This is a genomic window from Xanthomonas sp. NCPPB 1826 (assembly GCF_056725285.1).
Genome location: NZ_CM161521.1, coordinates 4,791,357 through 4,817,659, shown reverse-complemented (window position 1 = coordinate 4,817,659; position 26,303 = coordinate 4,791,357). Strand labels below are relative to the sequence as shown.

Below are 26,303 nucleotides of genomic sequence, written 5' to 3'. Positions count from 1 at the left end.
TTATGCGCTTTGCGGCGAGGGCACGGCGGTGTGCACTGCAGCGGGAGCGATCAGCGCCAACTGCGCGATCGCATCCTGCACCACCTCCGCCACCGTGGCGTCCACATCCACCGACACCACATCGGCTTCGTCCAACGGCAATTCCAGGGTCTGCAACTGGCTATCGAGCAGGCTGGCCGGCATGAAGTGGCCGGCGCGTGCGCTCAGGCGTGCGGCGATCACGTGCGGGGCCGCGTGCAGGAACACGAAGCGGATCGGAATGCCGCTGCGGCGCAGCAATTGACGGTGCGTGCCGCGCAAGCCCGAGAACGCGAGCACCACCGACTCGCCGGCCTGTACGCAGTCGCGCAAGGTGGCCGCCAGCAACTCAACCCACGGCAGACGCATCGCATCGGTGAGTGGCTGGCCGGCGGCCATCTGCGCGCGTGCGGCCACGCTGTGGTAGTCGTCGGCATCCAGAAAACGGTAGCCGTAATGCGCTGCCAGGGCCTGCGCGATGGTGGTCTTGCCGCTGCCGGAAACGCCCATCACCACGATGGCCAGGGGCGAAGCGGACGCGGGTGTAGCGGGGGCGGCGGTGTCCATCACGTCAGGTTATATCTCCGGATCGATTCGGCATTTTGCCGGATTTCACATTGGCGGCAGTCGATGCGTGGTGTAGCGTCGGCGCTCCTCGCCAGGTGAGCGGGCCGCCCAGCGTAACGGCGCGCTCGGCCGGGTTCAACGCACTCCAAGGTCTGCCGATGACGTCATCGCCTGCAACGTCTCCTGCATCGGCGCGCCTGCGCTGGCGCGAAAAGCTGGGCTACGGTGCCGGCGATCTGGGCCTGAATCTGTACTGGGCCAACATCTCCGCATTCCTGTTGATCTTCTACACCGACACCATGCATCTGCCGGCAGCAGCGGTGGGCACGATGATCCTGTTGACCAAGATCGCCGATGCGATCGCCGATCCGGCGATGGGTGCACTGGCCGATCGCACACGCAGCCGCTGGGGTAAATTCCGCCCGTATTTGTTGTGGGGCGCCGTGCCGATGGCGGTGACCGGCGTGCTCGCCTACACCACGCCTGCGCTGGATCAGAACGGGCGCATGTGGTGGGCCACAATCAGCTTCCTGGTGATGATGCTGGCCTACACGGTGGTGAGCATTCCGTACTCGGCATTGTCCGGCGTGATCACCGCCGACAGCAGCCAGCGCACCAGCTTGATCAGCCTGCGCTTCATCGCCGCGTTCGCCAGCACCACGTTGGTGAATTACTGCACGCTGGATCTGGTGGCGTGGTTCGGTGCCGGCAACGATGCGCTGGGCTGGCAGCGCACGATGATGCTGTACGGCGCAGTGGCCGTTGCACTGTTCGTCACCGTCGCATTGACCACGCGCGAGCGCGTGCAGCCACCGCCGCAACAGCGCACGCCGATCCGCCGGGATATCGCCGACCTGCTGCAGAACAAGCCGTGGTGCGTGCTGTTCGTACTGTCGCTGATCATCATGATCACCATTGTCATGCGCGGTGGTGCGGGCGTGTATTACCTCAAGTACTACGTGCAGCGGCCGGACCTGACCGGGCTGTTTCTGGGTGGCTATTCGGCGTCGCTGGCAGTGGGCGCGGCGATCACGCCGTTGCTGACACGGCATTGGGACAAGCGCCAGTTGATGACCGCGCTGATGGCGGTGGTGGGCGTGTTGAGTTGCCTGATGTTTTTCATTCCTGCCGATGCGGTGTGGGCGATCTTCGCGCTGAACATGCTGATCGGGCTGGCATTGGGGCCGAAGTCGCCGCTGGCATTTTCGATGTATGCCGACAGCGCCGACTACACCGAATGGCGCACCGGCCGGCGCGCCACCGCGATGACCTTCGCCGCCGCGACCTTCTCGCAAAAGCTCGGTGGCGCGCTGGCCTCGGCCGGTATCGCCTGGGTGCTGGCGGGCATGGGCTATGTGGCCAACAGCGCGCAGTCGGCGGGGTCGTTGACCGGCATCGTGCTGCTGCTGACGGTGATCCCGGGCGCGGTGGCGCTGCTGGCAGCCTGGACCATGCGTTTCTATCCGCTCGATGATGGCCTGTTGCGCCGCATCCAACACGAACTGGCCGCGCGCAAGCGCGACGAACAGGAGCACCGCTGACCGTGTCTGCACTCTCCCACGCCGATTCCAGGTCCACGTCCGACGACGATCTTTCCGCGTTGCTGGCGCCCAGCGCCGACGGCACGCGCTATGCGCTCTACAGCCCCACCGCGATGCCGAACGCGGGCGGATTCCTGTGGAACCGCCGCATGATGCTGCAGCTGACCTGCCGTGGTTACGCCACCGGGCAGTTCATGCAGCCGGAGCCGGCCAAGTACGCGCATGCGCCGCTGCTGGAAGCGCGCAACTTCATGATGCCCGAGCAGCCGTACTACGCGCATCATCCCGGGCGCTTCTTCTATCTCAAGGACGAAGACAACGGCGCGTTGTATTCGGTGCCGCACGAACCGGTGCGCGCAACGCCGGAGCAGTTCGCGTTTTCCGCGGGCAAGCACGATGTGCGCTGGCGGGTGCGCCACGACGGCATCGTGGTGGACCTGTGCGTGGCGTTGCCCACGGACGATGCAGTGGAGCTGTGGGAATGCCGCGTGCATAACCAGTCCGGGCGTACGCGCCGGCTCAGCCTGTATCCGTATTTCCCGATCGGCTACATGTCGTGGATGCATCAGGGCGGCGCTTACGAGCCGGCGCTGGGCGGCATCGTCTGCCGTAGCGTGGCGCCGTACCAGAAGGTGGACGACTATTTCCGTCAGCGCGATTTCAAGGACTGCACCTTCCTGTTGCATGAGCAGCCGCCGGTGGCCTGGGATGCGCAGCAGATGGCCTTCGAAGGCGAGGGCGGCCTGCATGCACCCTCGGCCATCCAGGCCGAGCAGCTGGGCAATAGCGATGCGCACTACGAGAACCCGGCCGCCGCGTTGCAGTATCGGCTGACGCTGGATGCCGATGCGGCAAACGTGTACCGCTTCGCGTTCGGGCCGGCCAAGGACGATGCGGAGATCGCCGCGCTGCGTACGCGTTATCTATCCGAAGCCGGCTTTGCCGCCGCCGCGCGCGATTACACGCAGTATCTGCAGGGCGGGCAGGGTTGCGCGCAGATCGCCACGCCCGATCCGGCCCTGGACAACCTGGTCAACCATTGGTTGCCGCGGCAGGTGTTCTATCACGGCGACGTCAATCGCCTGACCACCGATCCGCAGACGCGCAACTATCTGCAGGACCACATGGGCATGGCCTACCTGCAGCCGGCCACCGCACGTGCGGCGTTGTTGCACGCGCTCTCGCAGCAGGAGCCCAGCGGTGCGATGCCAGATGGCATCCTGCTGGTGGAAGGCGCCGAGCTGAAATACATCAACCAGGTGCCGCATACCGATCACTGCGTGTGGTTGCCGATCTTCCTGAGCGCCTATCTGGCCGAAACCGGCGATGCCAGCGTGCTCGATGCGGTGGTCCGCACGCACGATGGACAGGCGCTCAGTGTGGCCGAGCGACTGGATGCGGCGATGCAGTGGCTGCTGGATGCACGCGATGCACGTGGCTTGAGTTTCATCGCGCAGGGCGATTGGTGCGACCCGATGAACATGGTCGGCTGGCGCGGCAAGGGCGTGTCCGGCTGGCTCACCGTGGCCACCGCGTATGCGCTGCGGCTGTGGTCGGGCATCTGCGCAGCGCATGGGCGAAGCGCGCAGGCGGAAACGTTTGCGCAGGCCGTGCAGGCGATCAACGCCGATGCCAACCGCGAGCTGTGGGACGGCAACTGGTATGCGCGCGGCATCACCGACGATGGCGTGCGCTTCGGCATCGCCGAGGATGTGGAGGGACGCATCTATCTCAATCCGCAGAGCTTTGCGCTGCTGGCCGGCACCGCCGACAGCGCGCAGCGCGCGGCCTTGCTGGAGGCGGTGCGCGAGCAGCTGCATACGCCGTACGGGCCGGTGATGCTGGCCCCGGCCTACACGCACATGCGCGATGACGTGGGCCGGTTGACGCAGAAGTGGCCGGGCGCCGCGGAAAACGGCGCGGTCTACAACCACGCGGCGGCGTTCTACCTGTACAGCCTGTACCAGATCGGCGAAGCCGACCGCGCCTGGGAGATCCTGCGCGCGCTGCTGCCCGGCCCCACCCGCGAGGACGTGCTGCAGCGCGGCCACCTGCCGGTGTCGCTGCCCAACTACTATCGCGGCGCCTGGCACCAGTATCCCCGCACGGCCGGGCGTTCCAGCCAGCTGTTCAACACCGGCACGGTGGCCTGGGTGTATCGCTGCGTGCTGGAAGGGCTGTTCGGCCTGGTCGGCGAAGGCGATGCATTGGCGATCCGCCCGCAGCTGCCGTCGCACTGGCCGCAGGCCCGGGTGACGCGCCAGTTCCGCGGCGCGCAGTTCGAGGTGACGCTGACGCGTGAACCGGGGCGTACGCACGTCGACGTTGAGGTGGATGGCACCGCCTGCCCGGACCAGCGCGTGCACGGCATTGTCGCCGGACGCACGTACCAGGTGCAGGTGCGGCTACCGGGCTGAGCGGCCCGCCAGGTGCGGCGCCTGATTGGGGCAACTGCGATAACTGCCAAGCTGGTGTAGGAGCGCGCTTGCGCGCGATGAGGCCTTCCCGCCGGTGTGCTGCCGCGCGCAAGCGCGCTCCTACGGGCGATGAGGCTTTCCCGCCGGTGCCCTGTCGCGCGCGAGCGCGCTCCTACGCATGTGCGGCCAGGCGTGCTGTTCCCCACTCCCGATTCCCCACTGCGTAAACTCCCCGTTCGCATCGGCCTAGGAACGCCCCTTGGTATCAAGCTGGATCCTGCTGCTGGTCTCCGTCGGCTATGCCGTGCTGTTGTTCGGCGTGGCTTGGTGGGGCGACCGTCGTCCGCTGTACCCGGAGCGGCCGTGGCTGCGGCCGGCGGTCTACAGCCTGGCGCTGGCGGTGTACTGCTCGTCGTGGACCTTCTACGGCGCGGTCGGGTCGGCGGTGCGCAACGGCATCGGCTATCTGCCGATCTACCTGGGCCCGCTGCTGTTGCTGCTGTTTGGCTGGCGCATCATCGAGCGGCTGGCGCTGATCGCACGCGCCGAAAACACCGTCTCCATCGCCGATTTCATCTCTTCGCGCTATGGCCGCTCGCGGCGGCTGGCGGCGCTGGTGGCGGTGATCGCGCTGGTCGGCATCGTTCCGTACCTGGCGCTGCAGTACAAGGCGGTGGCGATGAGCCTTGAGGTGCTGACCGGGCATAGCAGTGCCGGGCGCGGCATCCTTGCCGATCCGGCGCTGTACGTGGCGCTGTTGATGGCCTTGTTCGCGACCTTGTTCGGCACCCGCCAGGTCGATGCCACCGAACACCACCGCGGCATGATGCTGGCGATCGCGCTGGAGTCGGTGATCAAGCTGATCGCCATCGTCGCGGTGGGCCTGTTCGCCTGGGTGTGGCTGAGCGACCACCAGGTGCCCATCGCCGACTCGGCGCGCACCTTGTTCGAGCACACCCCGTCGGTGGGTTTCATTTCGCAGACCTTGCTGAGCTTTCTGGCGGTGATCTGCCTGCCGCGCCAGTTCCATGTGGCGGTGGTGGAATGCAGCGACGTCGGCGACATCCGTCGCGCGCGCTGGTTGTTCGGTGCGTACCTGGTGATCATCTCGGCGATGGTGGTGCCGATCGCATCGGCCGGCGTGGCCTTGTTCGGCAAGGGCAGCACGGTGGTCGACGACGCGGTGGTGCTGGCGCTGCCGCTGAGCCAGGGCAACACCGTGCTGGCATTGGTGGCCTATGTGGGCGGGTTCTCGGCCGCCACCGGCATGGTGATCGTGGCCAGCATCGCGTTGGCCACCATGGTCAGCAATGACCTGGTGATGCCGGTGCTGCTGCGCCGCCGCGGCAGCGCCGATGCGCGCGCGGCGGTGGCCTCGCGGGTGTTGTGGATCCGTCGCGTCGCCATCCTGTTGCTGGCGCTGATCGCCTACGGCTACCACCGCAGCGTGGCCAACGACACCACCTTGGCGGCCTACGGCCTGATGGCCTTTGCGGCAGTGGCGCAGTTCGCCCCCGGCGTGATCGGCGGGTTGTACTGGCGCGGGGCCAGCCGCAAGGGCGTGGAGACCGGCATGGTGCTGGGCTTCATGACCTGGATCTACACGCTGCTGCTGCCGGCCGCCACGCGCGCCGGCTGGCTGCAGCCGGAGTGGCTGGTGGACGGGCCGTTCGGCATCGCCTGGTTGCAGCCGCAGCAGCTGTTCGGCATGCGCGGCTGGGACCCGCTGGCGCATGGCACGTTCTGGTCGCTGCTGATCAATGTCGGCGCGATGATGCTGGTCTCCGCACGCTGGCGCCCCGGGGTGGACGAACGCCTGCGCGCCGCGCCCTTCCTGGACCCGTACGCACAGCGGCCGGCGGTGGCCGGCGACTGGCCCGGGCATGTGCGTGTGGCCGACCTGCAGGCCCTGGCCGAGCGCGTGGTGGGCGAGCGGCATGCGCACCGCGCCTTCGTCGACCAGGCGGTGCTGCTGGAGCGCGAGCTGCAACCCACCGTGGTGGCCGACCGCGCCTGGGTGCAGTTCACCGAACGCCTGCTGGCCGCCTCGATCGGCGCGGCCTCCGCACGCCTGGTGCTGACCAGCCTGTTGCGCGGCTCGGGCATGGACCTGGGCGAGGTGGTGGCGGTGCTGGACGAGGCCGGCCAGGAGCTGCGCTTCAATCGCGAGATCCTGTCCACCACGCTGGAAAACATCAGCGCCGCGGTCAGCGTGGTCGACCCGGAGATGCGCCTGACTGCGTGGAATCGCCGCTATCAGCAGCTGTTCGGCTACCCGGACGGCATGCTGTATGTCGGCCGCCCGGTGGCCGATCTGATCCGCTACAACGCCGAGCGCGGCGAGCTGGGCGAGGGCGATATCGAAGATCAGATCGATCGTCGCATTCGCCACATGCGCGCCGGCTCGCCGCATGTGTTCGAGCGCACCCGCAGCGACGGCAAGGTGATCGAGATGCGCGGCCAGGCGCTGCCCGGCGGCGGTTATGTCACCAGCTACAACGACATCACCGACTACAAGCGTGCCGAACGCGCTTTGCTGGACGCCAACGAGAACCTGGAGCAGCGCGTGGCCGACCGCTCGCGCGAGGCCGAGCTGGCGCAGCAATCCAAGACGCGCTTTCTGGCCGCGATCAGCCACGACGTGTTGCAGCCGCTCAATGCCGCGCGGCTGTTCGCCTCGGCCCTGCGCGAGAGCCATCAGAACAACGAGGAACAACGCCATCTGGCCGAGCGCGTGGATGCCTCGCTGCGTGCGGCCGAGGAGTTGCTCGATGGCCTGCTCGACGTCTCGCGGCTGGATGCCGGCGGCCTGCGGCCCACGGTCGAGGATTTCGATGCCAGCGCGCTGATGCACGAACTGGCCGCGCAATACGCGCCGGTGGCTTCCAGCCGCGGCCTGCAGCTGCAGGTGCACAGTCGCCCGTTGTGGGTGCGCAGCGACCGCCGCCTGCTGCGCCGGGTGATGCAGAACTTCCTCGCCAATGCGCTGCGCTACACGCGCCAGGGCCGCATCGTGCTGGGCATGCGCGGACGCGGCGCGCACGTGGAGCTGCAGGTATGGGATACCGGCCCGGGCATTCCCGAGCACCACATGCGGCAGATCTTCGAAGAATTCCGCCGCTATCAGCAGCCGTTCGACTGGGGCGAGCAGGGCCTGGGGCTGGGCCTGTCGATCTGCCAGCGCATCTCGCGCCTGCTCGACCACGACCTGAGCGCACGCAGCCAGGTCGGCCGTGGCAGCATGTTCTCGATCCTGCTGCCGCGCGTGGCGGCGGTCCCGCTGCCGCCGGTGCTGCCGGTGGCCGTTGCGCGCGCGCTGCCCAGCGGCGATTCGCTGGCAGGCCTGCGCGTGCTGTGCGTGGACAACGACCGCGAGATCCTCGACGGCATGCGTGCGCTGCTCGGTCGCTGGCAGGTGGAGGTGATTACCGCCAGCACCGTGGACCAGGCGCTGGAACGCGCGCGCGAACAACCGGACCTGATGCTGGTGGATTACCACCTGCACGACCGGCTCGATGGCCTGGACACGCTGGATGCGCTGCAGGCCGTCGCCACCGCGCCGATTGCCGGCGCCCTGCTCACCGCCGACGGCCGCGACGAACTCAAGCAGCTCGCGCGTGCGCGTGGCTATCGCCTGTTGACCAAACCGGTGAAGCCGGCCTCGTTACGCGCGTTTCTGAGCGCGCATCACGATGCGAAAACGCGCTGACCGATGCGATTGCAGCGTAGGAGCGTGCCTGCGCGCGACGAAGCTTTATCGATAACGCCCGGTCGCGCGCAGGCACGCTCCTACGAGGGAGGTGCTTACGCTGCGCCGCTGAGGTGTTCGTAGAGGATGACGCTGCCGACGATCACCAGGATCAAGCCGCCGAGGATCTCGGCGCGCTTGCCGATCAGGTTGCCGAGCACGCGGCCCAGCATGACGCCTGCGGTGACCATGCTGAAGGTGCACAACCCCACCACCACCGCTACCACGCCGATATGCACGTCCAGAAACGCCAGGCTCACGCCGACCGCCATCGCATCGATGCTGGTGGCAAAACCGGTGGTGGCCAGTGCCAGCAAGCCGTGCCGTTTCGGCGTCTCAGACGTTGCTTCTTCAGCGTCGTCCGCATCGTTTCGCAGCCCGGCCACGATCATGTGCGTGCCCAGCGCACCGAGCAGCACGAAGGCGATCCAGTGGTCGTAGTCGGACACATAGCTGGACGCCGCGCGTCCCAGCAGCCAGCCGATCACCGGGGTGATCGCCTCGATGCAGCCGAAGATCAAGCCGGCGCGTAGCGCATCGCGCCACTGCGGCTTGCGCATCGCCGCGCCCTTGCCGATCGCCGCGGCAAACGCATCGGTCGACATCGCGAAACCGATCAAAACAATGGAAAAAGGGGACATCGACATTCTCGGGTTGGGCACGGTCACAACGACATGCGCCCGCGCCAACCTTCGTCGTGCACGCATGCCGCTGGTCTCGCCAAACCGGAACTGGTTGCCTGCACCACGGCGCAACGGCCGAGTATGTTGATGCAGGCGCTTCCGACGATGCGAAAGCAGGCTACTCCCCAAGGGGCGCGCAGTGTACCAACGCATGGCCGCGTTCGGTGCGCCTGCACTGCACGCGAAGGTCGGTCTGATCTTTATAGCCGTGGCTATTGCGAGCAGGGGTGACGCAGTTTTTGCCTTGTTTTCAGGCGTCAAAGCCAGACAGGCATGTCCACGCAACGGCGCGATGTGGCGCCCGATAGCCTTGGCTATAGCGACGAACGGTCTGCATGCCGGTGAAGCAGGTAGCGAAAAACGCTGGGAAAGCTGCTGACGTGGGTGTGCTGCAAGCAGTGCGAGTGGAAACGTCATGCTTGGATGCGCGTGCATGAGCCAGCGCCTGCGTCGTGCTGGCTTTCAAGACGTCGTGCAGGAGTGCCGCGATCGACAACGATGCTGCGATCTCCCCGGCGTCTCGATTTGCACGGCTTGCGATGCCGCAGGTGCTGCCTAAGCGGTTCGGGTGGACGGCGATGGTCAGGCTGCCATCGCAGCGCTGCGGAAAGAGCGCGCTGCGCTCCACGACAGGGCCGGCCGCGCTGCGGGAGGACCGCAGAAGTCAGCCTCCGGAAGCGAGCAACAGAAACACCAGCGCCGACGCAGACTCCCGGCGTGGGCTGCGGCTACATCAACGCAGCGGAAATCTCTGCCGTTGCCGCACACAGGGCCTGCAAGGCCGCATGCGGGCCGACCAGCTCGGGGCGGCGCGCGATGAAGGGCACGGTGAGCGTGTAGGTGGCACTGCCGCGTTGCAGGATCGGTGCGGTCAGGTCGACCACGCCTACCACCGCTTCGCTGGGCTGCATGGCGTAGCCATCGTTGCGCGCCTGCGCGGCGGCGGCGAGGAACTGCGCACGCTCGAACGGCACCTCGCTGGCATCGAGCATGTCCAGCCAGCGCGCCTGCACCTCCGGCTGCTGGAACGCGAACAGCACCAGCCCGGAGCTGGAATGGGTCAATGGGCGGCGGTGGCCCGGGCGCACCACCAGGCCCAGGTCGCTGGGCACGTCCATCTGCGCGATCACCACGATCTGGTCGCCGGACGGCGCCACCAGGTGGCAGGGCTGACAGATCGCATCGGCCAGCCGGCGCATCACCGGTAGTGCCGCTTCGCTGATGCTCTGCACCTGCGGCTGCTGCATGCCGAGCATGAACAACCGATTGGTCAGCACATAGTCGCCCTCGCCGTCGCGGGTGAGATAACCGCGCTCCTCCAGCACCTGCAGCATGCGGAAGATCTCCCCGCGCGAGCGCCCGATGCCTTGCGAGATCGCGCCCATGCTCATCGGCTGCGCCTGGCGGGCGAGCAGCTCGAGGATGTCCAGACCCTTGTCCAGGGCAGGGGCGCGGTACTTGGCGGGTTCGGTGCTCATCCGTTTGCGGCTCCAGGCAAGGCTGCGGCGCGCCAGGGTACAGGCATCGCGGGCAGCGGTGAGAAGTGGCGCTTGCGTGCAAATATAAACAAAGTTTTTATATTTGCATGGCGCTGGCGTGCGCAGTACGCTCGCCGCACAGCAACGCAAGCGCCACAGCCTTGGGAGGGGATCGGTCGCATGCATCACAGTGACATTGCCGCGTCACCGCGCGGCAACCTGGCGCGTACCGCCATGGTTCCCCTGTTGTTGATCGTCAGCCTGTTCTTTTTGTGGGGCATGGCCAACAACCTCAACGACATCCTGATCAAGCAGTTCAAGAAGGCCTTCGAGCTGACCGACCTGCAGGCAGGGCTGGTCCAGAGCGCGTTCTACCTGGGCTATTTCGTGTTCGCGATGCCGGCGGCGATGTTCATGCGCCGCTACAGCTACAAGGCGGCCGTGGTGCTGGGCCTGCTGCTGTATGCGTGCGGCGCGTTCCTGTTCTATCCGGCCGCGCAGGTGCATACCTACTGGCTGTTCCTGCTGGCCTTGTTCGTCATCGCCAGCGGCCTGGCCTTCCTGGAAACCACCGCCAATCCGCTGGTGACCGTGCTCGGCCCGGCAGAAGGCGCGGCGCGGCGGTTGAATCTGGCCCAGGCATTCAACCCCTTGGGCTCGATCACCGGCGTGCTGGTCGGCCAGCACTTCATCTTCTCCGGGGTGGAACACACCCCGGCCGAACTGGCGGCAATGGCGCCCGCCGCGCGCGAGGCGTTCTTTGCCGCCGAATCCTCAGCCGTGCAGACGCCCTATCTGATCATCGGCGCAGTGGTTGTGCTGTGGGCGATCCTGATCGCGCTGGTGCGCTTTCCCACCGGCGCGCCGGAGAGCGATAGCGGCGTGGCGCCCAAGCGTGCACGCTTCGGCGAACTGCTGCGCAATCGGCGCTTCATGTTTTCGGTGGTGGCGCAGTTTTTCTACGTGGGTGCGCAGGTCGGTATCTGGAGTTATCTGATCCGCTATCTGCAGGATGCGGTGCCGGGCACGCCCGAAAAAACCGCCGCCACCTACCTCACCATCTCGCTGGTGCTGTTCATGGCCGGCCGCTTCATCGGCACCGCGCTGTTGCGCTATCTGGCGCCGGCCAGGTTGCTGGCGAGTTTTGCCGCGATCAATCTAGTGTTGTGCGCCGTAGCCATCGCGTTGCCGGGTTGGACCGGCTTGTACGCGCTGGTGGCTGCCAGCGTGTTCATGTCGGTGATGTTCCCGACCATCTTCGCGTTGGGCCTGGATGGCATGCATGACGATGCGCGCAAGCTGGGCTCGTCGTTGCTGGTGATGTCCATCATCGGTGGCGCGCTGCTGACGGCGGTGATGGGCGCGGTGTCGGACATGGCCGGTATCCACTGGGCGATGGTGGTACCGGGTGGGTGCTTTGCGGTGATCCTGCTGTTCGCGTTGCGTGCGCGCCGCGCTGCGCCTGCAGTTGCAGGAGCGGGCGCATGAGCACGCGGCGTCTGTGTTACGTGCTGGATCTGCACGACGACCCGCAGTTGATCGCCGAGTACGAGCGGTGGCATCGGCCCAGCGAGGTCTGGCCGGAAGTGGTGGCCTCGCTGCAGCAGGCCGGCATCCAGGAGCTGGAGATCTTTCGCAGTGGCGACCGCCTGGTGATGCTGATGGAGGTCGGCGATGACTACGATCCGGCGGCCAAGGCGGCGCGGGATGCGGCCGATCCGCGCATCCAGGCCTGGGAAGACTTGATGTGGCGGTTTCAAAAGCCGTTGCCTGGCAGTGCGCCGGGAGAGAAGTGGCGCGAGGCCGGGCAGATTTTTGCCTTGAGCGCGGCGGTTGGAGCCGGGCAGGGTTAGGGTGTTGGCCTGCGTTTTTTGCGGATTTGTTGGCTCCGCAGTGAGGCGTTGGTCTTGAGTGTCTTTGCTGCCGCTGCCGCCGGGTGTCGAAACAGGTGTCTTTTGCGGGCGCAGCGTGAGTGGCGCAGCGCAGGCGTGACAGCTGCATCGCAGATGCGCCAGGCAGAAGCGGCCTCGGTCGCGATCGGGCAATCGGGAACGCCTGTCGCGGCTTGAGCCGCTCCTACAACACGTCCTGCGATCAGGTGATGTGGCGCGTTTGGCCACGCCTTCGCCGCGGGCAGGTCTTCGACCCGGAAACGGCTGTCGGGTGGCGGAAATCTGCGATCTGCAGCCGTCGTGCGCGCGCTACATGCACAAGCGGCTTCGGTCGCGATCAGGCAATCGGGAAAGCCTGTCGCGGCTTGAGCCGCTCCTACGACACATCTTGCGATCCAGGTGATGCGGTGTGTTGGATTAGGCCTTCGTCGCGGCCAGGTCTTCGACCCAGAAGCGGCCGTCGGGGTAGCTGAATTCTGCGATGGAGGCCGGGTGCATCTCGGCGGAGAAGCCGGCGGCTTGCGGGGCCAGGTAGCGGCCGTGCTGGATGCGCACCGGGTCCAGGAAGTGCTGGTGCAGGTGGTCGACGAATTCGATCGCGCGGTCTTCCATCTTGCCGGTGATGGCGACGAAGTCGGCCATGGCCAGGTGTTGCACCAGTTCGCACAGGCCGACGCCGCCGGCATGCGGGAACACGCGGATGTTGAACTTGGCGGCCAGCAGCAGGATGGCGAGGTTTTCGTTGACGCCGCCCACGCGCGCGGCGTCGATCTGGATCAGGTCCACCGCACCGGCCTGCAGCAACTGCTTGAACACCACGCGGTTCTGGGTGTGCTCGCCGGTGGAGACCGGCACCGGGGTGATGCCCTGGCGGATCGCGGCGTGGCCGAGCACGTCGTCCGGGCTGGTCGGTTCCTCGATCCAGGCGATGTCGAATTCGGCCAGCTGGCGCATCCAGTCGATCGCCGGGCCCACGTCCCAGCGCTGGTTGGCATCCACTGCCATCGCGATATCCGGGCCGATCGCCTCACGCGCCAGGCGGCAGCGGCGGATGTCGTCCTGCACGTTGGCGCCGACCTTGAGCTTGATGGTGCGGAAGCCATCGGCGACGGCTTCTTTTGCCAGCCGCACCAGCTTTTCGTCGGAGTAACCGAGCCAGCCGGGCGAGGTGGTGTAGGCGGGATAGCCCTGTTCGATCAGCGTGGCGATACGTTGCGCACGCTGCGGTTGCGCAGCGCGCAGGATTGCCAGCGCTTCGTCGCGGGTGAGCGCGTCGGTGAGATAGCGGAAGTCGATGGTGTCGACCAGCTGTTCCGGGCTGAGCTCGGCGATATAGCGCCACAGCGGCTTTTTCGCCGCGCGTGCGGCCAGGTCCCAGGCGGCGTTGATCACTGCGCCGATCGCCATGTGCATCACGCCCTTTTCCGGGCCCAGCCAGCGCAGCTGCGAGTCGTTGGTGAGCCGGCGCGCGAACGCACCCAGATCGGCAATGACCTCCTCGACCGACAGGCCGACCACGTGCTCGGCCAGTGCGGCCACCGCGGCGGTCTGCACATCGTTGCCGCGGCCGATGGTGAACACCAGGCCGTAGCCGGCCAGGTCATCCGGCGCATCGGTGCGCAGCACGACGTAGGCGGCCGAGTAATCCGGATCCGGATTCATCGCATCCGACCCATCCAGCTCGCGCGAGGTGGGGAAGCGGACGTCGTGTGTGTCGAGGGCGATGATGGTGCTCATGGAAGTCCTGGGCGATGGAAACGGGAATAAAACGCGCGAAATAAAACGGAAACGGAGAACGGAAACGGGCGCTAGAGCCCCTCTCCCCCCGGGAGAGGGGTGAGGGTACGGACGCGAAGCGCCGACTATGTTGAAGCGCTGCAGGTACGCATGCTTTTGCAACGCAGATCAACGAACAACACAGATCAACGAACAACACAGATCAACGCATCACTGCACGACCAACTGCGTGTGGATACCAACGCGCGACAGCGCCTGGAAGTTCAACGCTCTCGCACGCCGCTTGAAAAATTTGCGCATGACACATCAACACACATGCCGACATGTCACGCCTGACGGCAAACGAATATCGCGACGAACTGCTTGGATATGTCGCTACGTACCCTCACCCCGATCCTCGCTACGCGCCCCGGTCCGCGCTTGCGGCGCGGGCGCACCAACGCACGCGCGTCAGGGGCGCGCAAGCCGTGCCTTAGTGCCCCGGTGGGAGAGGGGCTTTAGGCAGCATCACGCGGATGCGCCACCACCGGCTGGCGCTGGCGGCCCAGGCCTTCGATCTCCAGCTCCATCACGTCGCCGGGCTTCAGGTACACCGGCGGCTTCTGGCCCAGGCCCACGCCCGGCGGGGTGCCGGTGCTGATCACATCGCCCGGCATCAGCGTCATGTAGCGGCTGATGTGGCTGACCAGTTCGGCCACGCCGAACACCATCGTGCGGGTGCTGCCGTTCTGGTAGCGGTGGCCGTTGACCTCCAGCCACATCGACAGGTTCTGCGGGTCGGCGATTTCGTCGCGGGTGACCAGCCATGGGCCGATCGGGCCGAAGGTATCGGCGCTCTTGCCCTTGACCCACTGGCCGCCATGTTCGAGCTGGAATTCGCGCTCGGACAGATCGTTGATCACCGCGTAGCCGGCGACGTGGTTCAGTGCTTCGTCCACCGCCACATCGCGCGCCACATCGCCGATCACCACGCCCAGTTCCACTTCCCAGTCGCTCTTGACCGAGCCGCGCGGGATGATCACGGTGTCGTTGGGGCCGGTCACCGCAGTGGTGGCCTTCATGAAAAGGATCGGCATCTTGGGCACGTCCATGCCCGATTCGGCCGCGTGGTCGGCGTAGTTCAACCCCACGCAGATGAACTTGCCGATCTGCCCTACTGCGGCGCCATAGCGCAGCTCGCCTTCGAGCAGCGGCAGCGTGGACACGTCCAACGCACGCAGTTTGTCCAGGCCGGCATTGGTGATGTGCTCGCCGGCCACATCGTCGATCACGCCGCTCAAATCGCGGATGCGGCCTTCGCCATCGATCAGGCCGGGACGTTCCTGGCCGGGGGCGCCAACGCGTACGAGTTTCATGCAGTCTTCCTTTGCAGGTGAGGAATGGAGCGGCCAGCAACGCTAGCGCGCATGCATCGGGTGGATAAGGACGGCGTGCTCAAATCAAGCCACTACAAGTCGCATCCGGCACTGGCCGCCCACATTGCGGTACGCGGCACGGCGGTGCGTTGCCGCGATCAGTTGGACCAGCCGCCATCGATGATGTGGGTCTGGCCGGTGGTGAACGACGATTCGTCCGAGGCCAGGTACACCACCAGCTGTGCGATCTCGCGCGGGTCGCCCAGGCGGCCCATCGGCTGGCGGTCGGTGAAGCTCTTCCACACCGCCTGTTCGTCGCCGCCCAGTGCCTTGACGCGCTGGCCCAGCGACGGCGTCTTGATGGTGCCGGGGCAGATCGCGTTGCAACGCACGCCCTGGGCCACGTAATCGGCGGCAATGGCCTTGCTCAGGCCGATCACGGCGGCCTTGGTGACGCCATAGACGAAGCGGTTGGGCACGCCCTTGATGCTGGAGGCCACCGAGGACATGTTGATGATGCTGCCGCGGCCGCGTTCGAGCATGCCCGGCAGCACCGCCTTGCAGGTGTAGTACATCGCATCGACGTTGATCGAGAACGAGCGCCGCCAGGCCGGCTCGTCGCAATCGAGAATGCTGCCCTGGTGCACGAAGCCGGCGCAGTTAAACAGCACATCGAACGGGCCGTGCGCCGCGACCAGCGCGGCAACCGCCGCCGCGTCGGTGACATCCAGCAGCTGGGTGGTGATGGCCTCCGATTCGGCCGCCAGCGCCTGCAGGGCAGCGGCGTCGATATCGGTGGCGATCACCTGCGCACCGGCGCGTGCGCAGGCCAGTGCGCTTTCGCGGCCGATGCCGGCGCCAGCGGCGGTGATCAGGCAGCGCTTGCCATGCAGGCGGTCGTTGGGAGTTGCAGGGATCGAGACAGTCATACCGAAGAGGTTCCGTAGGTGGGGGCCGCCGGCCGTGGCAGACGATAGAACGTGCGTGCGTTGTCGCCGAACACCGCTCCGGCATGGCCGTCGGCGTATGTGGCGACCAGGTGCTGTGCGATGTCGAACCACTGCGCGTAATCGGCGCGCTGGGTCAGCACCGGCCAGTCGCTGCCCCACAGCACACGCTGCGGGCCGAAGCGTGCGAACAGATGCGCGACATACGGTGCCAGCGCCTCCACGCCGGCGCCGCGCGCTGCTTCGGTGAGCAGGCCGGAGAGTTTGCAGTGCACGTTGGGATGCTGCGCCAGCGCAGCCATGCCGGCGGCCCAGGCGACGAATTCGCCCGCGGCGATCTGCGGCTTGCCGCCGTGATCGACGACCACGCGCAAGCCAGGGTGACGCTTCAGGCGTGCCTGCAGCGCCGGCACATGCACGCTGCGGATCAGCGCGTCGAAGGCCAGGTCGTGCGCGATCAGCGCATCGAAGGCGGCATCCAGTTCGGGCTGGGCCAGCCATTGCACATCGGCGATGTCCTGCACCATGGGGCGCAGGCCCTTGAGCACGCCGCCGCCGGCCTGCACCAGCGCGTCGATGCGCGCGGCGGCATCGGGCGCGGCGAAATCGACCCAACCGACCACGCCGGCAATACGCGCTTCGGCGCGCGCCAGCTCGAACAGGTAACGGGTCTCGGCCTCGGTCGCGGCCGCCTGCACCACCACCACGCCCTCAATATCGGCAGCGTCCAGCGCCTGACCGATATCGGCGGGGCCGAAGTCGCGATACAGCGGCGCCAGCTCGGGCGTCAGCCAGTGGTAGTCGCCACGGGCCAGCTGCCAGAAATGCAGGTGTGCGTCGATGCGGCTCATGGCGTGGGCAGGTCCGCGTCCAGCAGGCCGCCATCGCGCAGGCGCTGCCACAGTGCCGGTGCGATCGCCGCCTGCAGGCGCGCGGCGGCCGATTGCACCTCGGCCACCGTCCGCATGCCGGCCACCACCGTGGTCACCGCCGGATGTGCCAGCGGAAACTGCAAGGCCGCCGCGCCGATATCCACCTCGAATGCCGCGCAGGCCGCGTACAGGCGCTGCGCATGCTGCAGGGTGGCGGCGTCGACCGGGGCGTAGTTGTAGGTGGCGCCGGGGCCGCGTGCGTCGCTGAGCAGGCCGGAGCTGTACGGGCCGGCCGACAGGATCGCCACGTTGCGCTGCTGCGCCTGCTCGAGCAGGGCGCGCGCGCCGTGCTGTTCCAGCAGCGTGTAGCGGCCGGCCAGCATCACGCAGTCGAGCGGAAAGCGTGGCAGCACCTCCAGTGCCACGTCCTGCTCGTTGACGCCCAGCCCGATCGCCCCGCAGGCACCGGCCGCCTTCAGCTCCGCCATCGCCGGCAAGGCCTCCTCCAAGGCCTGGCGCAGCACGTTGGCGTGGTTGTCGCCGTGGGTCAGCGCACCGATGTCGTGCAGCAGCAGCACGTCGACGTAGTCGGTGCCCAGGCGCTCCAGGCTGGAGGCGAACGCGCGGCGCACGCCGTCGGCGCTGTAGTCGAACTCGGCGCGGCGGCCCGCCACTGCAAAGCCGTCGCGCCCGGCGGCGGCCTGCGCATCGTCGTAGATGCAGCGGCCGACCTTGGTCGACAGCGTATAGGCGCCGCGCGGCACGCCGGCCAAGCCACGGCCCAGGCGGGTCTCGCTCAGCCCGTAGCCGTAGTACGGCGCGGTATCGAAATGGCGGATGCCGGCCTGGAACGCAGCCGCCACGGCGGCCAGTGCCTGGCCCTCGTCGACCTCGGCATACAGGTTGCCGATCGGCGCGGCGCCAAAGCCCAGTGCCGAGAGCTGCACGTCGGTGTTGCCCAGACGCTGCCGTGCAATGGTCACGCTGCACGCTCCGCGCATCTGGCGGTCGCCGAACAGGTGCTCACGCAATCCTTGAAGCAGTCACTGGGCATCGCAACGTCCACCAGCCGGCCGATGCCGGACTGTTCGCATATGAATATCGCAATCATAAGTGAACAGATCACGCTGCAGTGCAGCATTGCAGCTGGTGGTGTTCAGCACGTGGGTCCTGCATGGATTCCAGCACCCTTGCCCGATCGCAAGCTCCATACGCCACAGCAGCTGATATGTCGAAATCCGCAGCTGGCATGAGCGCTTCCTATAACGCCGCCTGCGCGGTTGCCCCGGTCCGATGCCTGGGGCTAGATACCAGCCCGTCCCGCACGAACGCGCACCCATGCCAACCACCACCCGCCGGGACCTGTTCAAGGTGCTTGCCGCCGGCGCCGTCGTCGCCCCGCTGTCGCCGAGCGCACTGACGGGCGACGCGCGCGCGGCCTGCACCGGCACCCCGCAGTGGGCGCGCGGTATCGAAGGCCAGCGCAAGGCAGACCTGGGCAACGGCACTTACCTCAATCCCATCGTGGCCGGCGATCACCCCGACCCCACCATCCTCAAGGATGGCGACGACTACTACATGACGTTTTCGTCGTTCCTTTCCTATCCGGGCATCGTGCTGTGGCATTCCACCGACCTGGTCAACTGGACGCCGCTCGGCCCGGCGCTGCGCAAGCAGCTGGGCACGATCTGGGCACTGGACCTGTGCAAACACGATGGCCGCTATTTCATCTACATCCCGGCCAATCCGGACGACACCGGCTGGTCGATCTTCGTGATCTGGGCCGACGACATCCGCGGACCCTGGAGCGACCCGGTCGATCTGCAGATCGCCGGCTGCATCGACCCCGGCCATGTGCTGGGCGAGGACGGCAAGCGCTACCTGTTCGTCAACGGCATCCGCAAGGTGCGCCTGCGCGACGACGGCCTGGCCACCGACGGGCAGGTGGAACCGGCCTACGCGCCCTGGCGCTATCCCGACGACTGGATCGTGGAGAACTTCGCCCCCGAAGGCCCCAAGCTGACCTGGCACGATGGGTGGCTGTACCTGGTCACCGCGGTCGGCGGCACCGCCGGTCCGGTCACCGGGCATATGGTCATCGCCGCGCGTGCGCGCTCGGTGCATGGGCCATGGGAGCACTGCCCACACAACCCGCTGGTGCGCACCCAGTCCGAACAGGAGCCGTGGTGGTCGCGCGGGCATGCCACGCTGGTGGAAGGGCCGCGTGGCGACTGGTGGATGGTCTATCACGGCTACGAAAACGGCTTCCGCACGCTGGGCCGGCAGACCCTGCTGGAGCCGATCGAATGGACCGCCGATGGCTGGTTCCGCGCCACCGGTGGCGATCTGTCCAGGCCATTGCGCACGCCTGCACGCGCAAACGCCACCGGCAACGCGACGCTCAGCGGCTTCGCCTTGTCGGACGGTTTTTCCAGCGACAGGTTCGGCACCCAATGGAGCCTGTATGCGCCCGGGCCCGGCGAACAGGCGCGCGTGCATCGGGCAGATCGGTCGCTCACGTTGGCCTGTTCCGGCAGCTCGCCGGCCGACAGCTCGCCACTGACCTGCGGCGTGCCCGACCGCGGCTACGTCGCCGAGGTCACGCTGGAACTCACCGGCAATGCCGAGGGCGGCCTGTTGCTGTTCTACAACCACAAGGCCTTCGTCGGCATCGGCGTTACGCCTGACACCATCAAGACCTATGAGTACTCTGAAGAGTTGGTGTGGGCACGCGCGCCCAACACGCACCGACGCATCCGCCTGCGTCTGAGCAACGAGGCGCATGTGGTGACCTTCGACTATTCGTTCGACGATGGCCGGCAGTGGATCCGCCACCCCACGCGCATGGAAATGTCCGGCTTCCACCACAACGTATTCGGCGGCTTCCTGAGCCTGCAGCTCGGCATCTACGCCGCACAGCAGGGCGCAGCGGTGTTGCGCGATTTCCGCTATCGCGCGCTGCGCTGAGGGCGGAGCTGCCGCACGCGGCGATGCCGGCAAACGGCGGGGCCCGGGGGGACCCCGCCGTCAGACCTACAGCGACCGACCAAGCGTAACTGCGCAGTAGGTGTGATAGCCGCTGTCAGCCGCAGCAGTAGCAGACGTTGCCCTGCCCCAGGTCGCCGCCAAACTCCGGACATTCGGCTTTGCAGGCCCACGCACTACACGATTCGGTCTTCGGCTGTGCGTTATCGACCGCCATCACCTGAAACGCACCGAAACCGATACTGGCCAGGAACGTGGCCGCCATCAACGCCGTCCGCAAGGTACCCCAACGCTTCTTCATGCATTACTCCTTCACCGTTGCCAAAGCCGCTGGCGCATCCGTGCGGCGCAAGGCGGCGACCAGGTCCTGCACCTGCTCCGTGGTATCGAAGACGCCAAGACGGGAATGGCGCACGCGCCCCTGCCCGTCGATGGCCATCAGCAGTGGCACGTTGCGCGCGCGAAACAGCATCAACGCGCGACGATCGGTCAACGTGACCACCGGAAAATCGAAGCCATGCACATGCGCATAGCGCGCAGCCTGCGTCGCATCGCACTGGCATACGCCGAGTAACTGCGGACGGCCGGGCAGATTGGCCTGCAGCTGCCGCGCCGCACGCAGCACGGTAGGGGCCGAGCGCTGGCAATACGGGCAGGTGGTGGTGAAGAAGAACAGCACCTGCGCCTGTCCCTGCGGTACGCCGAGCAGATGACGCTGGCCGGCGGTATCGGTGACTTCGATGCGCGGCACGTACATGCCGTCATACGGCGCGCTGATGCGGGCCTGCAGCAACTGCTGCTGCGCGCGCAGCTGCTTGTTCTGCCATGCCAGCACCGCGATCAATGCACAGGCAATCAGCAGCCCGATCCAGAGCCAGGGGAAACGTCGCGCCATGCCAGCTCCGTTAGCGTCATCAAGCCCGAGCCTTGCCCAGGCATGAGCTGATGGTCAATGGTGATATCGACAACTGCGATGTCGCGCGGTGCGGGGTTGTGGAGGGGGTCACGCCGCTGCGCTTGGGCTTGCCAGTGACGCAGCGGTCGGCAGGCAGCGATTGCGCAACTGTGGTGTGTCGATCAACAGCAGTGCGCCGTGTCTGCGGGGCACGCAGCACCATCCGAACCATCGATGAAAGAGTGCCTGCGGCGACTGCGCGTGTTCCTGCGATCAGTGGCTGCGAGCGTTGCCACCGTCATCTGATTCCTGCCGCTGGCACTGACCATTGCCGACCGATGACGCGGCGCCCTGCCGCCAGGCGAACACAAGCGGTGCGCGATCCATCAGCGCTGATCTGCAGTGCGTCTGCAACGCGCCGACAGCAGGCAGACGCGCGTTCGGCTAGCCGGTGCTGGCCCCGCCGGTCACTCCACGCCGCGCACGAACAGCAGCTCCAGATCGCGCATCGGCACGAAGTCGGCCTGCCTGAACTGGAAGGTCAGCGGATCGATCTTCTTCAGCGCGCCGTCGAAGCATAGGCTGAGGATGTCGCTGGCGGCCTGCTTGCGGATGGTCAGCTGGAAATCCTTGATCGGGCCGTTCCAGTTCTTGCCGGTGGTCAGCACATAACGCAGGTTGGCCCAGCCCAGGCCGTGCGCACCCTCACGCCGCTGCATGCTGGCCTTGGTGGCCGGTTCGATGCAGGTGCGCTTTGCATACGACTCCAGCAGGAACGCGCTGCCCTGCGGTACGCCGGTGGACAGGCTGGGCGCGTAGGCATGCCGGATCTGCACGCTGCCACGTGCGGGGAAGACCTGTTGCCAGACGAAGTACTCGCTGAGCGTGAAGCGTGGTTGCTGGTCCCGGTCGATCCAGCGCGCCGGCAACGGCGTGCGCCCGGTCGGCACGTTGCCCGATTCGACGAACGCGGCGATATCGTCGGCGCTCCAGCCGGTGGCGGCAAATGCCTTGGAGATGTCGCTGCCATCGTCCAGCAGCACCACCAGCTTGCGCGTGGTGGTCACCGGCTTGCCGTCCACCCACAGGTTGAAAGCGGTCAGTTCGCTGTGATCGGCCATGCCGAAATACATCGGCGGCATCGGGAAGGCGATTGGCACGCTCAACACGCGCGCGCTGTGGTTGGTGAACACGTAGTCCACCTGCACGCGCTCCTCGCTGAGCAGCAGCGCTTCCTTGTCCATGCTGATATCGGGCTGATGCAACAGCCGGATGGTGCCGTTGTCGTCGCCGAAGCTGCTGTCGTTGGCCTGCGCACTGCCGCAGCCGAGCGCGGCCAGCGCAAGGAGCAGCCCGAGCGGGCCGCGCGGAAAAGAGAGTGGCTGCATGGATCCCCTGGCACTGGCACGCACCGACGCGCCGCAGGCGCACAGCATGCCACGCACCTGCCGATGCCGCAGCGCGGGCATGCATGGCATCAACTGCGCATGGCGTACAGTCGCACGCCCTGTGCACTCCAAGCCCACGCTCCGATGCCTTCCTACGTTTCCCTGCTGACTGTCGCCGCCTGCCTGTTGCTGCCGCTGCAAGACAGCCTCGCTGCTGCGGCCGATCGCAGCCAGCCCGCCGCCGTGGTCTCAAGCTGCACCGCCGATGCGTACGGCAGCTGCCCGTCCTGGATGCCGTCGCAGCGTGAGATGCGCACGGTGCTTGCCGATTACTTCTGCGAGGCCGCCGATCGCGGGCTGGTCCGGCCACGCGTCAGTCGCGTGGTGCGCGCGGAGACCTCGCAGGTCACCTGCGCTGCCCTGGGGCCGGAAACCAATTCCAATATCGTGTGCGGAGGCGACATGCATTTCATCGGCCCCGACGGCCGCACCGATTTCGTCACCTTCAGCCCCACCATGCATCGCCAGGACGATGGGCGCTATGCGATCTATGAAGGCGAGGACGAAAACGAAAACGCGGTGTGGCATGTGCCCTCGCCGCAAGGAGCGTCGAAGGTCTGCACGGGCCAGCCGTTGCGCTGATTGCCGTCTGCGGTGGTGACCTCACGCGACGCTTCGCCGCGGCGATCGGCCTACACAGACGCAGGCCAGCTGTCGAAGACGCTCAATCTTCTTCAGGCGGCGGCAGCACGATGCCGTCGGCATCGATGGCGAGCTTGCCGGCCATCAGCACCGCCTGGGTGCGGTTGGTGACGCCGAGCTTGCGCAGGATCGCGGTGACATGCGCCTTGATGGTGGCCTCGGACACGCCCAGGTCGTAGGCGATCTGCTTGTTGAGACGCCCGGCGCCGAGCATCTGCAGCACGCGGAACTGTTGCGGAGTGAGATCGCGCAGGCGCTGGCCCACTTCGCGTTCTTCGCTGTCGGTCGGCGGCAGGTTCTGCGCTTCGGCCGGGATCCAGCGCTCACCATCGAGCACCGTGGCCAGGGCGCGGCCGATGGTGTCCGAATCGGCGGACTTGGGAATGAACCCGAACGCGCCATGGTCGATTGCACGCCGCATCACCGTCGGTTCTTCGCGTGCCGACACCACCACCACCGGCAGCTGCGGATGCAGCGAACGCATGTGCACCAGCGCGCTGAATCCCTGCGCGCCCGGCATGTTGAGATCCATCAACAACAGATCGGCATCCGGTTGCGCATCGGCCAGGGTGTACAGCGCATCCACCGTGTCGGCCTCGAACAACTGCACCCCCGGCATCACGCGCTGCACAGCCCCGCGCAAGGCCTCACGGAACAGGGGATGGTCATCGGCGATCAGCAGGGTGGTCATTGAGGGGCTGGGATTGGGGATGGGGGGAGTGGGGATTTGCAGAAGCACGGGATGGGGGGATTCGGGAGTCGGGATTCGCAATAGCCGGCCTGAGAGCGCCGTCTGCGTTCCGATTGCTGTTCAATACTGGATACTCGAAGGAGCAACGGCGAAGGACTGGGAACCCGCTTCTGCGAATCCCCACTCCCGAATGCCCAATCCCCGCCCCTCAGCGCGCCAACCGCTCGCTCACCAACGAATCCACCACCGACGGATCGGCCAGGGTCGAGGTGTCGCCGAGTTGATCGGGTGCGTTTTCAGCGATCTTGCGCAGGATGCGGCGCATGATCTTGCCCGAGCGGGTCTTGGGCAGGCCCGGTGCCCATTGCAGGTGATCGGGCGAGGCGATCGGGCCGATCTCCTTGCGCACCCAGGTCACCAGTTCCTTGTGCAGTTCCTCGCTCGGGGTTTCGCCGGCGATCAGGGTGACATAGGCATAGATGCCCTGGCCCTTGACGTCGTGCGGGAAGCCGACCACGGCCGCTTCGGCGACCTTCGGGTGCGAGACCAGCGCGCTTTCCACCTCGGCGGTGCCGATGCGGTGGCCGGACACGTTGATCACATCGTCCACGCGGCCGGTGATCCAGTAATAGCCATCGGCATCGCGGCGGCAGCCGTCGCCGGTGAAGTAGCTGCCCGGATAGGTGCGGAAGTAGGTGTCGATGAAGCGCTGATGGTCGCCATAGACCGAGCGCATCTGACCCGGCCACGAATCCAGCAGCACCAGGTTGCCTTCGGTGGCGCCTTCCAGGATCTTGCCTTCGGCATCCACCAGCGCCGGCTGCACGCCGAAGAACGGCAGGGTGGCCGAGCCGGGCTTGAGATCGACCGCGCCGGCCAGCGGCGAGATCAGGATGCCGCCGGTTTCGGTCTGCCACCAGGTGTCCACGATCGGGCAGCGGCTGTCGCCGACCACCTCGTAGTACCAGCGCCAGGCTTCCGGATTGATCGGCTCGCCGACGCTGCCGAGCAGGCGCAGGCTCTTGCGCGAGGTCTTCTTGACCGGCTCCTCGCCATCGCGCATCAGCGCGCGGATCGCGGTGGGCGCGGTGTAGAAGATGCTGACCTTGTGCTTGTCGATCACTTCCCAGAAGCGCGACACGTTCGGGTAGTTCGGCACGCCTTCGAACATCACTGCGGTGGCGCCGTTGGCGAGCGGACCGTAGACGATGTAGCTGTGGCCGGTGACCCAGCCCACGTCGGCGGTGCACCAGTAGATGTCGTCCTCGCGCAGGTCGAACACCACCTCATGCGTGTAGCTGGCAAACAGCAGGTAGCCGGCGGTGGTGTGCAGCACGCCCTTGGGCTTGCCGGTGGAACCGGAGGTGTAGAGGATGAACAACGGATCTTCCGCGTTCATGCGCTCGGGTTCGCACTCGGCCGGCTGGCCGTCGACCACATCGTGGAACCAGCGATCGCGCGGTGCCTGCATCTCCACCGCACCGCCGGTGTGGCGCACCACCAGTACCGTTTCCACGGTGTTGGTGCCGGGCAGTTTCAGCGCCGCATCGACATTGGCCTTGAGCGGAATCTTCTTGCCGCCACGCAGGCCTTCGTCGGCGGTGATGATCAGCTTGCTCTGGCAATCGACCACGCGGTCGGCGATCGAGTTGGCGGCAAACCCGCCGAACACCACCGAGTGCACCGCACCGATGCGCGCACAGGCGAGCATGGCCACGGCGGCATCGACGATCATCGGCAGATAGATGGTGACGCGGTCGCCCTTCTTGACGCCGAGATTGCGCAGCGCATTGCCGAGCTTGCAGACGCGCTCGTACAGCTCGCGATAGGTGACCGGGTAGGACTGTGCGTCCGGGCTGTCGGGTTCGAACAACAGCGCGGTCTTGTCGCCGCGCGTGGCCAGCTGGCGGTCCAGGCAGTTGACGCTTGCATTGAGCTCGCCATCGCCGAACCAGCGGATATGGAAATCGTCCAGCGCGTAGCTGACGTCCTTCACCTGGGTGGGTTGCTTGAACCATTCCAGCCGCTGCGCGGCCTTGCCCCAGAATTGCTCGGGGTGTTCGATCGATTCGCGGTACAGCGTTGCGTACTGCTCGCGCGTAATGCGCGCATCGGCGGCGAACGCAGGATCGACGGGATAAACATCAGCCATGGCACCCTCACTTGCGATGAACTTGTCGGGAGAGGACGTTGCGGCTGCCCTCGGTAGGCAATCAGTGTGCCGCATCCATTCTGTCCCGGCGTTCAACCGCGCCTTAGACCTTGGTCTTAACCGCCGCAGCGCGCGATCGGCAATCCGTTGCCGGCCCTGGTGCGACGATTGGTCACCTTGCGGAATGCTGCGTTGCAGCTACGACCAAAGGCGAATAGGCTCCAAAGCGCGGACT

General features: G+C 66.6%; 20 protein-coding genes and 1 riboswitch. Of the genes, 7 read left to right on the top strand and 13 right to left on the bottom strand.

The genetic code is table 11. The features are described from left to right. Positions 1 to 585: a gluconokinase gene (locus tag AC1PLA_RS20260; protein ID WP_065049481.1), complete on the bottom strand. Its 585-nt coding sequence runs from the start codon at positions 583 to 585 to the stop codon at positions 1 to 3. A gap of 158 nt (positions 586 to 743) precedes the next feature. Between AC1PLA_RS20260 and AC1PLA_RS20255 the strand changes: the two genes are divergently transcribed. The 3 genes from AC1PLA_RS20255 to AC1PLA_RS20245 all read left to right on the top strand — a co-directional run bounded on the left by AC1PLA_RS20255 (position 744) and on the right by AC1PLA_RS20245 (position 8,252). After that, the gene (locus AC1PLA_RS20255; RefSeq protein ID WP_481105233.1) at positions 744 to 2,126 is read left to right on the top strand and encodes an MFS transporter; all 1,383 of its coding nucleotides are present in this window, start codon (positions 744 to 746) and stop codon (positions 2,124 to 2,126) included. Between the two features lie 2 nt (positions 2,127 to 2,128). Next, a complete protein-coding gene (locus tag AC1PLA_RS20250; RefSeq protein WP_481105232.1) occupies positions 2,129 to 4,543 on the top strand; it encodes a GH36-type glycosyl hydrolase domain-containing protein in 2,415 nt (804 codons plus the stop codon). A gap of 259 nt (positions 4,544 to 4,802) precedes the next feature. Continuing rightward, positions 4,803 to 8,252: a hybrid sensor histidine kinase/response regulator gene (locus tag AC1PLA_RS20245; RefSeq protein ID WP_104555644.1), complete on the top strand. Its 3,450-nt coding sequence runs from the start codon at positions 4,803 to 4,805 to the stop codon at positions 8,250 to 8,252. Positions 8,253 to 8,347: 95 nt separating this feature from the next. Here AC1PLA_RS20245 and AC1PLA_RS20240 read toward each other — a convergent pair whose 3' ends face one another. Beyond that, on the bottom strand, positions 8,348 to 8,932 hold the full coding sequence (locus tag AC1PLA_RS20240; protein ID WP_039521230.1) for a manganese efflux pump MntP: 585 nt from the start codon (positions 8,930 to 8,932) through the stop codon (positions 8,348 to 8,350). Between the two features lie 12 nt (positions 8,933 to 8,944). Further along, positions 8,945 to 9,107, bottom strand: a riboswitch (yybP-ykoY riboswitch). Between the two features lie 595 nt (positions 9,108 to 9,702). Beyond that, the gene (locus tag AC1PLA_RS20235; protein WP_104595345.1) at positions 9,703 to 10,452 is read right to left on the bottom strand and encodes an IclR family transcriptional regulator; all 750 of its coding nucleotides are present in this window, start codon (positions 10,450 to 10,452) and stop codon (positions 9,703 to 9,705) included. A gap of 180 nt (positions 10,453 to 10,632) precedes the next feature. Between AC1PLA_RS20235 and fucP the strand changes: the two genes are divergently transcribed. Together fucP and AC1PLA_RS20225 are read left to right on the top strand one after the other, a co-directional pair. Continuing rightward, the gene (gene fucP, locus AC1PLA_RS20230) at positions 10,633 to 11,940 is read left to right on the top strand and encodes an L-fucose:H+ symporter permease (RefSeq protein WP_481105231.1); all 1,308 of its coding nucleotides are present in this window, start codon (positions 10,633 to 10,635) and stop codon (positions 11,938 to 11,940) included. Beyond that, positions 11,937 to 12,305, top strand: a complete 369-nt coding sequence (locus AC1PLA_RS20225) for an L-fucose mutarotase (RefSeq protein ID WP_104575721.1) — start codon at positions 11,937 to 11,939, stop codon at positions 12,303 to 12,305. Before fucP ends, AC1PLA_RS20225 begins: the two co-directional genes overlap by 4 nt. A 456-nt stretch (positions 12,306 to 12,761) precedes the next feature. On the opposite strand, the gene AC1PLA_RS20220 is transcribed toward AC1PLA_RS20225, so the two are convergent. The 5 genes from AC1PLA_RS20220 to AC1PLA_RS20200 form a co-directional block, all read right to left on the bottom strand. Continuing rightward, positions 12,762 to 14,081 carry an L-fuconate dehydratase gene (locus AC1PLA_RS20220; protein WP_104647741.1) on the bottom strand — a complete coding sequence of 440 codons (1,320 nt, stop codon included), beginning with the start codon at positions 14,079 to 14,081 and terminating at the stop codon, positions 12,762 to 12,764. Between the two features lie 497 nt (positions 14,082 to 14,578). After that, positions 14,579 to 15,436 (bottom strand): fumarylacetoacetate hydrolase family protein, encoded by an 858-nt coding sequence (locus AC1PLA_RS20215; RefSeq protein ID WP_016901782.1) that lies wholly within the window; start codon positions 15,434 to 15,436, stop codon positions 14,579 to 14,581. Between the two features lie 158 nt (positions 15,437 to 15,594). Further along, positions 15,595 to 16,365, bottom strand: a complete 771-nt coding sequence (locus tag AC1PLA_RS20210) for an SDR family oxidoreductase (protein WP_039521219.1) — start codon at positions 16,363 to 16,365, stop codon at positions 15,595 to 15,597. Beyond that, on the bottom strand, positions 16,362 to 17,234 hold the full coding sequence (locus tag AC1PLA_RS20205) for an amidohydrolase family protein (protein WP_349780275.1): 873 nt from the start codon (positions 17,232 to 17,234) through the stop codon (positions 16,362 to 16,364). Before AC1PLA_RS20205 ends, AC1PLA_RS20210 begins: the two co-directional genes overlap by 4 nt. After that, complete coding sequence (locus AC1PLA_RS20200; RefSeq protein ID WP_481106237.1) at positions 17,231 to 18,256, bottom strand: aldo/keto reductase; 1,026 nt, start codon at positions 18,254 to 18,256, stop codon at positions 17,231 to 17,233. Before AC1PLA_RS20200 ends, AC1PLA_RS20205 begins: the two co-directional genes overlap by 4 nt. A gap of 337 nt (positions 18,257 to 18,593) precedes the next feature. Between AC1PLA_RS20200 and AC1PLA_RS20195 the strand changes: the two genes are divergently transcribed. After that, positions 18,594 to 20,222: a family 43 glycosylhydrolase gene (locus AC1PLA_RS20195; protein WP_481105230.1), complete on the top strand. Its 1,629-nt coding sequence runs from the start codon at positions 18,594 to 18,596 to the stop codon at positions 20,220 to 20,222. A gap of 115 nt (positions 20,223 to 20,337) precedes the next feature. On the opposite strand, the gene AC1PLA_RS20190 is transcribed toward AC1PLA_RS20195, so the two are convergent. From AC1PLA_RS20190 to AC1PLA_RS20180, 3 genes are all read right to left on the bottom strand, one after another. Continuing rightward, positions 20,338 to 20,541 carry a hypothetical protein gene (locus AC1PLA_RS20190; protein WP_481105229.1) on the bottom strand — a complete coding sequence of 68 codons (204 nt, stop codon included), beginning with the start codon at positions 20,539 to 20,541 and terminating at the stop codon, positions 20,338 to 20,340. A 3-nt stretch (positions 20,542 to 20,544) separates the two neighbouring features. Beyond that, on the bottom strand, positions 20,545 to 21,108 hold the full coding sequence (locus AC1PLA_RS20185) for a peroxiredoxin family protein (protein ID WP_179466138.1): 564 nt from the start codon (positions 21,106 to 21,108) through the stop codon (positions 20,545 to 20,547). 494 nt (positions 21,109 to 21,602) lie between these two features. After that, a complete protein-coding gene (locus AC1PLA_RS20180) occupies positions 21,603 to 22,523 on the bottom strand; it encodes a DUF4424 family protein (RefSeq protein ID WP_481105228.1) in 921 nt (306 codons plus the stop codon). A 144-nt stretch (positions 22,524 to 22,667) separates the two neighbouring features. Between AC1PLA_RS20180 and AC1PLA_RS20175 the strand changes: the two genes are divergently transcribed. Further along, complete coding sequence (locus AC1PLA_RS20175) at positions 22,668 to 23,165, top strand: hypothetical protein (protein ID WP_481105227.1); 498 nt, start codon at positions 22,668 to 22,670, stop codon at positions 23,163 to 23,165. 82 nt (positions 23,166 to 23,247) lie between these two features. Here AC1PLA_RS20175 and AC1PLA_RS20170 read toward each other — a convergent pair whose 3' ends face one another. Both AC1PLA_RS20170 and acs read right to left on the bottom strand, forming a co-directional pair. Continuing rightward, complete coding sequence (locus AC1PLA_RS20170; protein WP_016901792.1) at positions 23,248 to 23,916, bottom strand: response regulator transcription factor; 669 nt, start codon at positions 23,914 to 23,916, stop codon at positions 23,248 to 23,250. 208 nt (positions 23,917 to 24,124) lie between these two features. After that, positions 24,125 to 26,068, bottom strand: coding sequence for an acetate--CoA ligase (gene acs, locus AC1PLA_RS20165; RefSeq protein ID WP_047127634.1), 1,944 nt, complete (start codon positions 26,066 to 26,068; stop codon positions 24,125 to 24,127). Positions 26,069 to 26,303: the final 235 nt, after the last annotated feature.